13 protein-coding genes are annotated in these 14742 nt (G+C 58.1%); 1 reads left to right on the top strand and 12 read right to left on the bottom strand.

Annotated features, from left to right (window positions below; genetic code table 11):
* Positions 1–60: 60 nt before the first annotated feature.
* The 4 genes from recG to sciP all read right to left on the bottom strand — a co-directional run bounded on the left by recG (position 61) and on the right by sciP (position 5461).
* Positions 61–2151, bottom strand: coding sequence for an ATP-dependent DNA helicase RecG (recG, locus tag H9Q16_RS04260; protein WP_191074110.1), 2091 nt, complete (start codon positions 2149–2151; stop codon positions 61–63).
* Positions 2148–4241 carry an NAD-dependent DNA ligase LigA gene (gene ligA, locus H9Q16_RS04255; protein WP_425507682.1) on the bottom strand — a complete coding sequence of 698 codons (2094 nt, stop codon included), beginning with the start codon at positions 4239–4241 and terminating at the stop codon, positions 2148–2150. Before ligA ends, recG begins: the two co-directional genes overlap by 4 nt.
* Before the next feature lie 138 nt (positions 4242–4379).
* Positions 4380–5087 (bottom strand): response regulator transcription factor CtrA, encoded by a 708-nt coding sequence (gene ctrA / locus H9Q16_RS04250; RefSeq protein WP_191074108.1) that lies wholly within the window; start codon positions 5085–5087, stop codon positions 4380–4382.
* 95 nt (positions 5088–5182) lie between these two features.
* Positions 5183–5461 (bottom strand): CtrA inhibitor SciP, encoded by a 279-nt coding sequence (gene sciP, locus H9Q16_RS04245; RefSeq protein WP_191074107.1) that lies wholly within the window; start codon positions 5459–5461, stop codon positions 5183–5185.
* Between the two features lie 123 nt (positions 5462–5584).
* On the opposite strand from sciP, the gene mnmA reads away from it, so the two are divergent.
* Positions 5585–6727, top strand: a complete 1143-nt coding sequence (gene mnmA, locus H9Q16_RS04240) for a tRNA 2-thiouridine(34) synthase MnmA (protein ID WP_191074106.1) — start codon at positions 5585–5587, stop codon at positions 6725–6727.
* Positions 6728–6838: 111 nt separating this feature from the next.
* Here the strand turns inward: mnmA and lpxB are convergent, their stop codons facing one another.
* From lpxB to rseP, 8 genes are all read right to left on the bottom strand, one after another.
* The gene (gene lpxB, locus H9Q16_RS04235; RefSeq protein WP_191074105.1) at positions 6839–7984 is read right to left on the bottom strand and encodes a lipid-A-disaccharide synthase; all 1146 of its coding nucleotides are present in this window, start codon (positions 7982–7984) and stop codon (positions 6839–6841) included.
* Positions 7981–8775 (bottom strand): LpxI family protein, encoded by a 795-nt coding sequence (locus H9Q16_RS04230; protein ID WP_191074104.1) that lies wholly within the window; start codon positions 8773–8775, stop codon positions 7981–7983. The genes lpxB and H9Q16_RS04230 overlap by 4 nt, the downstream gene beginning before the upstream one ends.
* Positions 8772–9554, bottom strand: coding sequence for an acyl-ACP--UDP-N-acetylglucosamine O-acyltransferase (gene lpxA, locus H9Q16_RS04225; protein ID WP_191074103.1), 783 nt, complete (start codon positions 9552–9554; stop codon positions 8772–8774). Before lpxA ends, H9Q16_RS04230 begins: the two co-directional genes overlap by 4 nt.
* Complete coding sequence (gene fabZ, locus H9Q16_RS04220; protein WP_191074102.1) at positions 9551–10021, bottom strand: 3-hydroxyacyl-ACP dehydratase FabZ; 471 nt, start codon at positions 10019–10021, stop codon at positions 9551–9553. Before fabZ ends, lpxA begins: the two co-directional genes overlap by 4 nt.
* Before the next feature lie 68 nt (positions 10022–10089).
* Positions 10090–10662, bottom strand: a complete 573-nt coding sequence (locus H9Q16_RS04215) for an OmpH/Skp family outer membrane protein (RefSeq protein WP_191074101.1) — start codon at positions 10660–10662, stop codon at positions 10090–10092.
* Positions 10663–10666: 4 nt separating this feature from the next.
* Positions 10667–12931 (bottom strand): outer membrane protein assembly factor BamA, encoded by a 2265-nt coding sequence (gene bamA, locus H9Q16_RS04210; protein WP_246455460.1) that lies wholly within the window; start codon positions 12929–12931, stop codon positions 10667–10669.
* Between the two features lie 234 nt (positions 12932–13165).
* Positions 13166–13291 carry a hypothetical protein gene (locus H9Q16_RS20735; RefSeq protein ID WP_281403087.1) on the bottom strand — a complete coding sequence of 42 codons (126 nt, stop codon included), beginning with the start codon at positions 13289–13291 and terminating at the stop codon, positions 13166–13168.
* Between the two features lie 93 nt (positions 13292–13384).
* A complete protein-coding gene (gene rseP / locus H9Q16_RS04205; protein ID WP_191074100.1) occupies positions 13385–14740 on the bottom strand; it encodes an RIP metalloprotease RseP in 1356 nt (451 codons plus the stop codon).
* Positions 14741–14742: the final 2 nt, after the last annotated feature.

The raw sequence follows: 14742 nt of genomic DNA, 5'->3' as shown, positions 1-14742 counted from the left end.
TATTTTGAGCTCTGTAAAGAACTTTTTAAGAACATTTGCGAACAAACCGTGAGATACCCCCTAACCCACTGAAATCAAACGGATCGCCTCATCCTGCCGCATAAGCCATAAAAGAACCCGCGTCGCAGTCCCCCGGGGGCTGGTTAATCCGGCATCGTCAGACAGTAGTTTTCGGGCATCTGTCTGCGCGATTGCCATTAATCCCGCCTGCCGTTCCAGATCGGCGACCCGAAAACGCGGCACGCCCGATTGCGCTGTACCAATCAAGTCACCGGTGCCCCGCATGGCAAGGTCAGTTTCCGCAATGACAAAGCCATCTTCTGTCTCGCGCAGGACTTCGAGCCGTTTCTGCCCCGTTTCGCTGAGCGGTGGCTGATACATCAGCAGACAGGTAGAGGCATCCGCACCGCGTCCCACCCGGCCCCGCAACTGGTGCAGCTGCGCCAATCCAAAGGTTTCGGCGCGTTCGATGACCATGATCGTGGCGTTGGGCACATCCACCCCTACTTCGATCACCGTTGTCGCCACCAGAACCTTTGTCTGACCATTCTGAAACGCTGCCATGGCAGCGTCCTTTTCAGACGGTGGCATTTGCCCGTGTACCAGCCCGACAAGGCCGTCGCCAAGTGCTGCGCGCAACCGCTTGAAACGCTCCTCAGCGGCAATCAGATCACTCACTTCGCTTTCCTCGACAAGCGGGCAGACCCAATAGCACTGGCGCCCTTCCGCCACTGCCGTTTGCAGGCGCACGACCACCTCATCCATCCGTTCCGTGCTGATCAGCGCGGTCTTGATCGGCTTGCGGCCGGGCGGCTTTTCATCAAGGACCGACACATCCATGTCCCCATATTGCGCCAGCGCCAGCGACCGCGGAATTGGTGTCGCCGTCATCACCAGCACGTCTGCACGATCTCCCTTTCGCCCCAATTCAAGCCGTTGGCGCACCCCAAAGCGATGCTGTTCGTCCACCACGGCAAGACGCAGATCCTGAAACGTCACATCAGCCTGAAAAACCGCATGGGTGCCGACCAATATCTGGATGTCACCGCGCTCAAGTGCGCTGAGTTTTGCCTGTCGCTCTGCGCCCTTGTCGCGGCCTGTCAGAATTTCCAGCACCACCCCGGCCTGCTCCGCCAATGGCTTTAACCCGGCAAGGTGCTGTCGGGCCAGAATCTCAGTCGGGGCCATCAATACCCCCTGCCCGCCCCCTTCAGCTGCCCGCAGCAAAGCCATGAATGCCACCAACGTCTTGCCAGCCCCAACATCGCCCTGCAGCAATCGGTTCATCCGCTGCGACATTGCCATGTCTGCTGTAATCTCGGCGATGGCGCGGGTTTGCGCATCGGTTGGATTGTATGGCAGATGATCCAGCACCTTGGCCAGCAGATGCCCATCCCCTTGGGTCTGTCGCCCTTTCTGCCGCCGGTCACGAGCCCGCGCCAGGGCCAGTGTGACCTGATGGGCAAATAATTCATCATAGGCCAAACGTTCACGCGCAGGTGCTGTGGCGGCGATATCACCAAGGTTGGCGGGATCATGGGCGGCTTTCAGCGCATCAGCAAAGCCCGGCCAGTCAGCCTTGGCCCTTTGCGCTGGATCAATCCATTCCTCTAGCACAGGCACCCGGGCCAGGGCTGCGCGGGTGGCCTTGTACATCTGTTTTTGGGTCAGCCCGGACGTCAGCGGATAAACCGGCTCAAAGGCCGGAATCGCCGCGGCGTCCTCCTCCGGGACCGCAAAGTCCGGATGGACCATCTGGGGGATCCCGTCAAACAATTCCACACGGCCCGATACCACGCGCCGCGCACCCTCGGGCAGCTGCTTTTTCCAGTAATCACCACGCGCGTGAAAAAACACGAGCTGAAAGCTGGTTTCGGCATCCTCCACATGAATGCGGTAGGCACCGCTGCGCGTGCGCGGTGGATGATGCGCGCCGACAGTGACGGCAACGGTCAGGGTCGCCGGCAACGCGGCATCCTTGACGGAAGCGCGCATCGCGCGGTCAATCCCGGAATGCGGCAGGGTGAACACCAGATCGCGCGGGGCGTCGACGCCCAGTTGCGCCATCAGTTGAGCGGTTTTCGGACCCACCCCCTCAAGCGTTTCAAGCCCTGCAAACAGCGGGAATAGCGGCTCAGGCCGCCCTGTCATGTGGCGTCAATAAGCGCAAGCCAGCCATCTTCGTCCAGCGTTTCAATCCCCAACTCTGCCGCCTTCCTGGCCTTCGAGCCCGCACCGGGGCCCGCAACCAAAAGATCCGTCTTTGCGCTTACTGAGCCAGAAACTTTGGCCCCCAGACGTTCAGCGCGCGCTTTTGCCTCTGCGCGGGTCATCTTTTCCAGCGATCCCGTGAAAACCACCGTCTTTCCGGCAACCGGGCTGCCGTCTGTATCTGGCCTTTCGACCGGCGCAATCTCAAGTTCAGCCACAAGCCGGTCGATCGAGGCGCGCTCGCGGTCTTGCGCAAATGCACTCACCAATGATCCGGCCATCACCGCGCCGACACCATCAATGCCGATCAGATCGTCCCAGACTGGCCCCGCCTGATCCGCAGCGTCCCGCATCGCTGTCTCAAATGCGTCCCACGTCCCGTAATGCAGCGCAATCAGGCTTGATGCGGCGTCTCCGACATGCCGGATACCCAATGCAAAAATGACCCGATCCAGCGGAATGCTGCGTTTTTCCTCGATTGCTTGAAACAGGTTTCTCGCAGATTTATCGCCCCACCCTTCGCGGTTCTTGAGTTGCTTCGCCCCGCTGCCATACCGATCCTGCAAAGTGAAGATGTCCGCCGGTTCGGCGATCCAACCGTCGGAATGGAACTGCTCCACCTGTTTGGCACCAAGCCCCTCGATGTCGAAAGCCCCGCGAGAGACAAAATGTTTCAGCTTCTCAACCGCCTGCGCCGGGCAGATCATGCCACCGGTACACCGCCGCACGGCGTCTCCCGGCTCTCGGATTGCATCACTGTCGCATTCCGGGCAGCGGTCGGGGAACATAAATGGGGCACTGTCTTCGGGGCGTTTGGATAGATCTACATCCGCCACTTTCGGGATCACATCGCCCGCGCGGTAGACCTGCACCCAGTCTCCGACGCGAATGTCCTTGCCACCCCGGATCTGCTGGCCCTTGCTGTCACGGCCTTGGATATAATCCTCGTTATGCAAGGTCGCATTTGAAACCACGACCCCGCCTACCGTCACCGGCTGCAAGCGCGCCACAGGCGACAGCGCGCCGGTCCGGCCTACCTGAATGTCAATTCCAAGCAGGGTGGTCCAGGCCAGCTCCGCCGGGAATTTATGCGCCACGGCCCATCTCGGGGTGGTGGACCGAAAGCCCAGACGATCCTGCAGCCCAAGATCGTTCACCTTGTAGACAACCCCGTCGATATCATAGCCCAACGTCGCGCGCTGCGTTTCAATGCGCGCATAATGCGCCAACATCTCTTTGCTCGATTGGCAAAGTACGGTCAAAGGATTGGTTGAAAACCCGAACTGCGCCAGCCTTTCAATCGCGTCCTTCTGCGTCTCTGCCAGCGGGCCAGACAGTGCACCCCAGGCATAGGCGAAGAATCGCAACGGTCGGGATCTGGTGATCTCTGCATCCAGCTGCCTCAGCGACCCTGCGGCGGCATTGCGCGGGTTTGCAAAGGCTTTTCCGCCTGCAGCATTCTGTCGTTCATTAAGAGCGGCAAAGGCGTCATGGCTCATGTACACTTCGCCACGCACCTCCAACACCTCCGGCGCGTTCTCGATTTCTGTGGGAATGTCGTCGACGGTCCGGGCATTTGCGGTGACGTTCTCGCCAACCGAACCGTCCCCGCGTGTGGCCGCCTGCACCAGATGGCCCTTTTCGTATCTCAAGGACAGCGACAATCCATCAATCTTTGGCTCGGCGGTGAACTCAAGCGCTGCGTCCTCCTCAAGGCCAAGATATTTTCGAATGCGCGTTTCGAATTCACGTACATCTGCATCATCAAAGGCATTGCTGAGTGATAGCATCGCAACCGCATGCCGAACCTTCGAAAACCCCTCTGCCGGTGCGGCGCCAACCTGATCGGACGGGCTGTCAGGGCGCTTCAGATCGGGAAAACGGAATTCGATCTGCGCATTGCGCTGTTTCAATGCGTCATACTCGGCATCGCTCAGCTTAGGGTTGTCTTGCCCATGATACTCGGCATTCGCCTTTGACAGCACTTCAGCCAGCCGGGCCAACTCTGTTTCAGCTTCCCGCGCCGTCAATTTGGAAACATCTGTCCGGGATGTCAAAGACCCGCCCCCCAAATCCACCAGTCCCGTAATGTGATAGGCGGCCTTGGCAGGCGGGTCTAGCAGTTTCAGGCAGCGTGAGTACCCACCACGCGCCCTGCGCCGCTGTCGTCAGGCGCTGACTGCCATGTTCACCTCAGCCGGTTCCGGATCGCGCAATACATAACCGCGCCCCCAGACCGTTTCGATATAGTTCTGCCCACCTGTTGCCGTGCTGAGTTTCTTGCGCAGTTTACAAATGAACACATCAATAATCTTCAATTCAGGCTCGTCCATGCCCCCGTAAAGATGGTTCAGGAACATTTCTTTTGTCAGCGTGGTGCCCTTGCGCAGGCTCAGGAGTTCCAGCATCTGGTACTCTTTCCCGGTCAGGTGAACGGCATTATTGTCAACGCTGACAGTCTTTGCGTCCAGGTTTACCGCGATCTGCCCGGTCTCGATGACCGATTGCGAATGCCCTTTGGAGCGGCGGATGATGGCGTGAATTCGCGCCACTAATTCCTCCCGATGGAAGGGCTTAGTCAGATAATCGTCCGCACCAAAGCCAAATCCCTTGATCTTGCTTTCTGTATCGTCTGCACCTGACAGGATCAGGATGGGCGTTTCAATGCGGCTAAGCCGAAGCTGACGCAACACGTCATGTCCGTTCATGTCAGGCAGATCGAGATCCAGAAGGATCAGATCGTAATCATAAAGCTTCGCCAGATCGATCCCTTCCTCCCCAAGGTCGGTCGCATAGACATTCAGATTGGCATGGGTCAGCATCAATTCGATGCTGCGGGATGTGGTCGGGTCGTCTTCTACAAGCAATACACGCATTAGGGTTCTCCGGGTCAACGTTGTGGCCTTGGACCGGATCGTGAACAAAAAAGGTTAACCACCCGTTACCGTGAAACCGATGCTAGGCGAACAACCTAAGGTTGTCTATATTTTTGCACCATAGTTGCCTTAAGGGCAACTTCACCATGCTCCGATACCGCACGCACCCACTCCAGAAACTCATCCTCGCTGATCTGGTAACGCTCCAATGCCTCCGACTGTGTCATCAATCCGTAAACCACCCCGCGCACCACTGCCGCCTTGCGCGATGCAACCCACCGGCGGGTTTGCGGGCTTGGCATGTCTGCCCGCGACATGATCGTGCCGTCAGAGAGGGTAACAGACCGCGGTCCATCCACTTTTTTCAAATACATGGGGCCATCCCGTGTTGGTTTCCCACACCATGCGTCTGTGAGCGTTAAGGCGGTGTGAAGCCAGCCCTTGTGAGTATGTAGGATTTTCCTATATTGCCCCTCAATACCCCCGGAGACGTAATCATGGCCCTAGATCAGCCACATCCGCTCAATTCCATGGGCTTTGCCAAGCCGCCTGCAGACACACGTGTTGTCGTCGCCATGTCCGGTGGCGTAGACAGTTCTGTCGTGGCAGCGATGCTTGCCGAAGAAGGCTATGACGTGGTGGGCGTGACTTTGCAGCTCTACGACCACGGCGCAGCGCTGGCCAAAAAAGGGGCCTGTTGTGCGGGCATCGATATTCATGATGCACGCCGGGTGGCCGAAGACATGAATTTCCCACATTACGTGCTGGATTACGAAAACGTCTTCAAAGATGCCGTCATTGACGAATTTGCCGACAGCTATCTGGCAGGGGCCACACCGGTGCCCTGCATCCGCTGTAACGAAAGGGTCAAATTCAAGGATCTGCTGGAAACGGCCAAAGATCTCGAGGCTGACTGCATGGCAACTGGACATTACATCCAGCGGCACATGGGCCCTACCGGTGCAGAACTGCACGTCGCCGCAGATGCTGCGCGCGATCAAAGTTATTTCCTGTTTTCCACAACCCCGGAACAACTGGACTTCCTGCGGTTCCCACTCGGACATTTGGCCAGCAAGGACGACACCCGCGCGCTGGCGGAAAAATACGGGCTCAGCGTGGCGATGAAACCTGACAGCCAGGACATCTGCTTTGTGCCAGACGGAGACTACGCCGCCGTGATCCGCAAACTGCGGCCCGAAGCTGCGAATCCCGGAAACATCGTGGATCTGGAAGGCAAGGTGCTGGGACATCATGAAGGCGTGATTCACTACACCATCGGCCAGCGCCGGGGACTCGGGATCGGCGGACTGGCCGATCCCCTCTATGTTGTCAAACTGGATCCGGACAGGAAAGAGGTTGTCGTGGGACCTAAATCCATGTTGGCGACCCGCAATGTCCCGGTCCGTGAAATCAATTGGCTGGGCGACATCCCCCTCACCTCCCGGGCGGAATGGCACATCTCCGTCAAAGTCCGCTCCACCCGGCCGCCCCGTGACGCGATCCTGCGCCCCATCAGCGACACAACGGCAACGGTGGAGTTGCTGACACCGGAAGAGGGCATCAGCCCGGGACAGGCCTGTGTTTTCTATGATCCTGAAAGCACCCGCGTCTTGGGCGGTGGCTGGATTCACAAGGGCTGACAGACGTCTTTCTCTGGCCAGAATATTCCCAGAGCGCGAGACTGGTCTCGCAATCGATTTTGGCAGGCCAAAATTTATAGAATAGAATGCGGGCTTGCCCGCACAACCAGATCACATGCGCGCAAGCACTGCTTTGGCGGCACGCAGGCCCGGTGCTTCTCCACCCAGTCCCAACCGCTGCATGGTCACCGCCATAGCGGCCTCCTGCGCTCTGGGGTCGGCCAAAACCTTCTCAATGGCATCCGCAATCGGTCCCGGCTGGCACCTGTCTCCGACAAACTCCGGCACCTCACGTGTTTCCGAGACGAGATTGACCAATGTTACCGTATCAACCAGCAACATCCGGCCGATGATCTGACGGCTAAGCCAGGACATATCGTAGGCAATGACCATTGGCGTGCCTACGGCCGCCAGTTCCAGCGAAACAGTGCCAGACGCGGCCAGTGCGACATCTGCCGCCCTGAACGCCGCACGCTTTTCGCTCTTGAAGTCCTCATCCCGCGGATCCAGCACCTGAATCTCACCTGGCCATGTTTTGACCATTGCACGAACCTGATCGGCAACCGGCGCCGCGGCAGGCAACACGATCCGCACGTCTGGTATCCGGGACCGGATCTTTTTGATGACCTGTCCAAAGCGGTCCCCAAGACGCGCGACCTCACCGCGACGCGAGCCGGGCAAAACAAGCAACATTGGTGCGTTCGCGATACCGCGCGCGGCCCGAAAAGCGTCCGCCTCGGCTCTTGTCGCAACATCCTCCGCGACAACCGGATGGCCGACAAAATCGCACTCCATCCCGTGGGCCTGCATCAACGGTGGCTCGAAAGGGAACAACGCCAGCACATGGTCGATCCAACGCGCCATCTTTGCCGCGCGCCCCGGGCGCCATGCCCAGACAGTCGGCGCGACATAATGCACGGTGCGGATTGCGCTGGCCGCTTTGACCTGCTTTGCCACGCGAAGGGAAAAATCCGGGGAATCGATGGTGATCAACACATCGGGCTGCATCCGCAAAACGGCCTGTGCCGTCTCAGCGATACGCCGCTTTAAATGACGATACTTTGGCAATATCTCAGCCAACCCCATCACGCTGAGCTCTGACATGTCAAAGCGGCTCTGCAGACCCTCCGCCATCATCTCGGGGCCGCCAATACCTTCGAACGATATCCCTGGCCTGAGCTGTTTCAGCCCGGCCATCAATGCCCCGCCCAGCTTGTCACCCGACGGCTCACCCGCAAGAATGAAGACCCGCGTCATGCGCCTGTACGGGCCCAGAAGACGATACCGTGCTGATCAGCCAACCGCGTACAGGCGTCTTTATCAAGAACAAGAACATCCCCTGCATCCACGACCACCGCCGTCAGACCGGCCCCGGCCGCCGCTTCGATGGTCTGCGGTCCGATCGTGGGCAGATCAACCCGGCGGCTCTGTTGCGGTTTTGGACCTTTGAAAAGCACGGCCATGTCCGATTTCCTGAACGGCGCCCGGCTGTTGATGAGGGCATCCGTGCCGGTGCTGTCTTCCATGGCCACGACTGCACCGTTGACGACAATACAGGCCTGCCCGATGTCCTGTGGTCCGATCGCTGCTATATGTTCAGCACCCGCCTGAGCATCTGAGCGCGTTCGCGCTGTCGGCCACTGATCGGAATAGACACCGCCTTCAGCCAAAAGATGCGGTGCGAGATCATGCGCTCCACGCACCGCAAAACCTGTCTTTTCAAAGAGATCAACGACGACCCTCAACGCGCCATCATCGCCCTTTGCCAAAGCCTCCTGAAACAGCGGCACCAGCGGTGCGGTCTCCTCATCCAGCTTTGAGGCATCGATTTCTGGGCGGCTGATGCCGCCCGCCATACATACCTCGGTTATGCCGCGCTGGCCCAGATGCACCAGCAACGTCCCCAACGTCTCTAGCCGGAACGTCAAATCAACCTCCAACCCCTCCGGCAGATGGTCCTCATAGGCGCAAATCAGGGGTTTTGTCTGCTGGCTGGCAGCGACCAGGGCAGGCAATTGTCCGCGCCCGGCGATCAGGGCAAGGCTCATTTCGGCGTCAGGAAATGTCGACCTGTATCCGCCATGATAAAGTCAACGATTTCATGTACATATTGGCTGCCGGTTTCATCACCCAGACGCTGAGCCCGATCGTGAAACGTACCCTCGCCCTGTGCCAGCATCTGAAAGGCGGCCCTAAGCGCCGTGATATCCGACCGGGCCACACCACGCCGTTTTAGCCCCACAAGGTTCAGCCCGTCCAATTCGCCTCGTGGAGCCTGCACCAATCCATAGGGAATGACGTCATTGGTAACCATCGTCACGGCACCGATGATCGCCCCGTGACCAATTCGCACCCATTGGTGGATGCCGCTGAGCCCGCCGATGATCACATCGTCTTCAATCACACAATGGCCGGCAACGGCAGCTGAGTTAACGACGATGACCCGGTCCCCCACCACCGCATCATGCGCGATATGGCACCCGGCCATGAAAAGCCCGTCATCGCCCACTTTCGTGAGACCGCCGCCCCCTTCGGTGCCGCAGTTCATTGTCACATGCTCGCGAATGCGGTTGCGCTTGCCGATGACCAACCGGCTGGCTTCGCCCTTGAACTTTAGATCCTGAGGAATTTCACCAATGACGGCAAACGGGAAAACCGTTGTCCCTTCACCCACCTCGGTCTGACCTGTCGCAACGACATGGCTTTTCAGCACAACGTCGGGCCCCAGAACGACATCAGGGCCCACCACGCAAAAGGGTCCGACAGTCGCAGTTGCATCAATCTGCGCCCCATCTTCGATCACGGCTGACGCGTGGATGTTGCTCATGAAGCCTCTTTCGGTAGATCGAGCATGGCCATAAATTCCGCCTCGGCGGCCATGTCGCCTTCAACTGTGGCGACGCCTGAGAATTTCCAGATTTTTCCGCCTGGTTTGCCGCGCAGCGTCTTCATATCCATCCGCAGCACGTCACCGGGGACCACTTTGCGGCGGAACTTGCAGTTGTCGATCGACATAAAATAGATCAGCATTTCCTTGTCGGCCATGTCCAGAGCCGTGCCGATCATCACGCCTGCGGTCTGGGCCATCGCCTCAACGATGGTCACACCGGGCATGATGGGCGTCCCTGGGAAATGCCCCTGAAAATGCGGCTCGTTCATGGTGACATTCTTGTAGCCGACCGCACTTTGCGTGCCGGTAATCTCTTCAACTTTATCGACCAGCAAAAAGGGATAGCGGTGCGGCAGAATGCGCTGGATCAGTTGAATGTCAGCGCTGCGTATTTCTTCACTCATGCTGGGTTCCTTTGTTTCCCAAAGGGCTACCAATTCAAAAGGGTCAGAGCAAGCGGATGCCCTTGGCGCTAGTCCGCGTCAACACCGCTGCCCAGCGTCTCGTTCAACAAGGCAATGGCCACGTCAGTGATTTCAATCTCGGAAACACTCAGGTAATAGGATCGCCGCTCGAGAATGATAACGGCACCTGCATCGCGCATGAGTTGTTCAAGCACAGGAGCTGAGGCATTTCGAAAAATCTCTCGCGCACGCTCGATATCCATGCTGATTGCACGACTTTTCGACGCTTGCGCGGCACGGGTTTCCTGTACCTTTGTGTCAAAAGCGTCAGCAAGGTCACGGAACTCCTCCGGTGACAGCGTCGGTCGTTGTTCGGTCAACGCCATTTCTTCCGCTTCCAGTTCAGCTTGGATTTGGCTGTTTTCTGCTGCCAGTTCCTGACCACGTGCTTCGGCCTCGCGCAAAACCCGCTGCCCGAATGCGCTTTCCAGAAACAGACGATCAGAATCGATGGTCAGGATCTCACTTACAACCAGGCCCAGATCCAGCTGCTGACTTACACTTGGTTGTTGCTGGGCATGGGCCGGCGCGACCCCAATCAGGGTCAACGCCAGAACCGCAAGGAAACGCCCCCCCTTCATCCGATCAGAAGGTTGTGCGCAGCGTAATTTCGAAACTTTGCTCCTTGTCGAAAGTCTCGCTTTTGAGCGCTTTGGATACGTTGAACTGCAACGGACCCACTGGCGTATCCCAAAACACGCTTATCCCGATCACATGCCGGAACGAGCCACTTTCGCCCACAATGGTTCCGCCCGCCAGATTGACATCCGACAGATCCCAAAGATTGCCCACGTCGTAAAAGAGACCACCGCTGATCCCATATTCTTCGGGCAGGCCCAACGGGAACTCAGCCTCGAACCGTGCAACAGCATAAAGGTTGCCGCCCAGCGGATCATCAGTCGTACCGCCCACATCACGTGGCCCGATACCGCCGGGCTCAAATCCGCGCATGATCTGCGGGCCCAGAATGAATCGGTCAACAACCCGGTTAGTGCCGCTTTGCCACGATAAGGCGCCGCCTTCCAACGTTGCCCGCAAGGTCACGTCTTCGTTGAAGATTTTGCGCTCGCCCACCACCTTGGCCACGGTTTTGATATATTCGCTGTCACCACCAAGACCGGCAAAATCCTGACTGAACTGGAACAGCACACCGCGCGTCGGATCAAGACCGGTCAACCGCGTGTCATAGGTATACTGATAGCCAATCGACGAGGACGTCTGCCGTCCAACATCGATGTCATTCTGGACCACGGCCCCGTTTTCAGACGGATCCCGTTCGACCATTTCGATCGCCTCTGCCGTATAGCGCAGGGCCAAGCGCCCATTCTCACTGACCGGGAAGGTCAGCGAGGGTCGGAAGATGAACCGTTCGGTATCGAAGGAACTAAAGGTCGAATTCGTCTCGGCATAGTCAAGGTTCAGCCCAAGTGCCAGATCACGCCCCAGCAGCGCAGGCTCAACAAAGTTGATACCGTATCGCGTCGCCTCTTCGGCGGTTGAGATCTGGAGGGTAAGTTGCTGACCGCGGCCAAGAAAGTTGGTCTCGCTAAAGCTTACCGCGACACCGATGCCATCGTTGTTCGAGAACGAGCCACCGAAGTTCAAGGCACCCGTCGGCTTTTCCACGACGTCCACATCCACCACGACCTGCTCGCCGCTGGATCCTTCACGTGCGTTGACTTCTGCGGTTTCGAAATAGTCCAGCGCGCGGATACGCTCGGCACTTTCACGGATTTCCCGTGGATTGAACGGATCGCCCTCAACACTGTCGAACTGACGACGGATCACCCGGTCCAGCGTGCTGGTATTGCCTTCGATATCGATGCGTTCGACAAAGACGCGGGGGCCGCGCGTGATGCGATACGTCACATCCAGCGTCAGATCGCGGTCATTGCGCGAGATCACCGGCTCTACCCGCATAAAGTCGATACCGTCGCGCACACCCTGCCGTTCAAGCCGGGAAATATCACGCTCCACCAACGTCGGAGAATAGACAACGCCGGGCCTGACCTTGACGATTTTCTGATAGGCCTCGGACTCTACGCCCGGCATGTCGGATTCTACCGTGACCGCGCCGAACTTGAACTGCTGGCCCTCGACAATGTTGAATTGTACGAAATATCCATCGCGTTCCTGTGTCAGCTCTGCATTGACAGCCTGCGTGCGGAAATCGACATACCCGCGCGAGACATAAAAGTCGCTCAGCAACTGCCGATCAATCGCAACCCTGTCTTCGACAAAGGTGTCGCGACGCACCAGGCGACGAAAGAGCCCGGCTTGCTTTGTGCCAAGAACCCGGCGCAAACGGCGGTCAGAGTAGACCCGGTTCCCGACAAAGCTCAGACGCTCGATCTCAACATTGTCGCCTTCGAAAATTTCAAACACCAGATCAACGCGGTTCTGATCGCGGCGGATGATCTTGGGATTGACCCGTGCGGCGATGCGACCCTCGTTGGCATATGCCTCGGCGATCAAGGCGGCGTCTGCTTCTGCCTGCGCAGGATTGAACACGCGCCGTTCAGTCGACTGCACCAGCTGCTCCAGCCGGTCATCCTTGATGCGCCGGTTGCCCTCAAAGCGCACGCGGTTCAGCGTCGGCAATTCGGTGACGCGGATCACCAGGGTGCCGCCCTGCGGCTCGATCGCCACAGTCTCGAAGAGTCCTGAATTTTGAAGGTTTTGGTAGGCGTCGTTCAACTGCCCGCCCGAAACAACCTGGCCCCGCCTGATTCCGGCCCGCCGCAGGATAGAGGCATCCCCAATCCGCTCGTTTCCATCGATCACAACTGAATTGAAACGATATTCCTGCGCAACGGCATCGGTGGCTGGCGCCATCCAAGCCACTGACATAAGGGCACAAAAGGATGCCCCCTGCAGTAATTTCGATATCTTGCTCTGTTCTGCCTGCTCGGAAGGCTTTGCGCCCTCACCTGAAAGTCTCATGGTTCAAACCCAATCTTACGACATCTATTGCGCACCTGAGTACGCAATGGGCCGTTGTTTGTCAAAAGAAGCTGGGTCGATTTTCGCTACATGATGCAGAGGTGTTTCACCCTGTAACATCATGGAGTTGTGAGGAGCGGATCAGAGCGAACCGACAAAGGCCCCGGCTGCAAGCGCGAAAGCAATCGTGCAGACATATAGGACGCGATCCCAATTGAGATCCATCAGCAGGCGGAAACCGCGGTATGAACTTTGAATCGCTTGCATGTCATCCTCCTTGGATACTTCCGGTTGTATCGGGTGATCAAGGCAGGTGTTTGGACAAAAAAGGGCAAGATTGTGACGATTGCCAAGCCCCTCTCAGGGGCAAAACAGATCATTGCCCAAGGCGAATACCATCAACGTCAGCACCAATCCCAATCCAATGGTCATCAGGATACGCAGCGCGCCATCACTGGGCGGCTTCCCCGTCACAGCCTCGTAGGCATAGAACACAAGGTGCCCCCCATCGAGCGCCGGAATGGGAAATAGGTTCAGCAGACCCACAGCGGTGCTGAGCACGGCAATGAAATAGATAAATGATTGCGCGCCCTGGCTGGCCATGGCGCCGGACGTCTGCGCAATGCCAACCGGACCACTCAGGTTGCAGGTGCTGATATTGCCGATGATCATCTGTTTCAGGCCAGAAATGGAACCGGTGATGATCCGCCATGTGTTTTCCACCCCCCGGTTCAGCGCTTCGCCGAAACCGGGCGTGTTGGTTGCGGGCTCAAACGCCATGCCGCCAACAATGCCGATCCGGTAATTCTGGACGAACGTCCCATCCTCCTGCGGCTCATCGGTGGCCTTTGGGGTCATTGTGAACTCAAGGATCTCGCCAGCGCGCCAGACCCGCAGCGCCAACGGCGCGCCGGATGAGGCTTCAACAGCGGTTTTAAGCTGCCCGAAAGCCACAACATCGCGCCCGTTGAGCCCCACGATCACATCATCGGGCCGCAGGCCTGCGGAAAAGGCAGCAGACTGCGGCACCACATTGCTGACCAAGGGCGGCATCAGATAGGGGCCCGTCACCTGCTGCACGTTGCTATTGCGCAGCACCTCGTAGTCCAGGGTCGCTTGTAACGGCAATGCGTTAATAAAGGCATCGTCAATGTCTGAGACAGAATTTTCGGGCAGCGCCATCCCCTGAATGGCTCTGATCTCATCCCCGGGCAGTAAACCGTCCTCGATCGTGATCGGAAGCGCGCGCAATTCCCCGACAGTCAACGGATCCTTGGCAACGCCGGTCGACAGCGCCACGCCAAAGAAAACGAGGATAGACAGCGCAAAATTGAAAAACGGTCCCGCCGCAACAGTCAGCGTGCGCGCCCACAGCGGCGCGCCGTGCATCGTATGACGCAACGCCTTGGGGTCATCGGCAACGGCGGCCATCGCCGCTTCATCCTTGCCAGACGCGGCGTTGGCATCCCCCGCAAATTTCACGTAACCGCCGAAAGGCAATGCGGCGACCTGCCAGATCGTCCCGTGTTTGTCCGGCCGCGACCATAGCACAGGGCCAAATCCCAAGCTAAAAACATCGGCTTTGATGCCTGTCCAGCGGCCCACGATGTAGTGTCCATATTCGTGGATCGCCACGATCACCGACAACGCGATGATAAAGGCAACCAATGTCCAGATCAGCCCGCCGAATTGCGGTATCAGCCCAAAAATATCCACGT

The organism is Sulfitobacter aestuariivivens (assembly GCF_014763045.1).
Classification (GTDB): domain Bacteria; phylum Pseudomonadota; class Alphaproteobacteria; order Rhodobacterales; family Rhodobacteraceae; genus Sulfitobacter; species Sulfitobacter aestuariivivens.
Note: the sequence above shows the minus strand (reverse complement) of the source record. Positions and strands in the feature narration are given on the sequence as shown.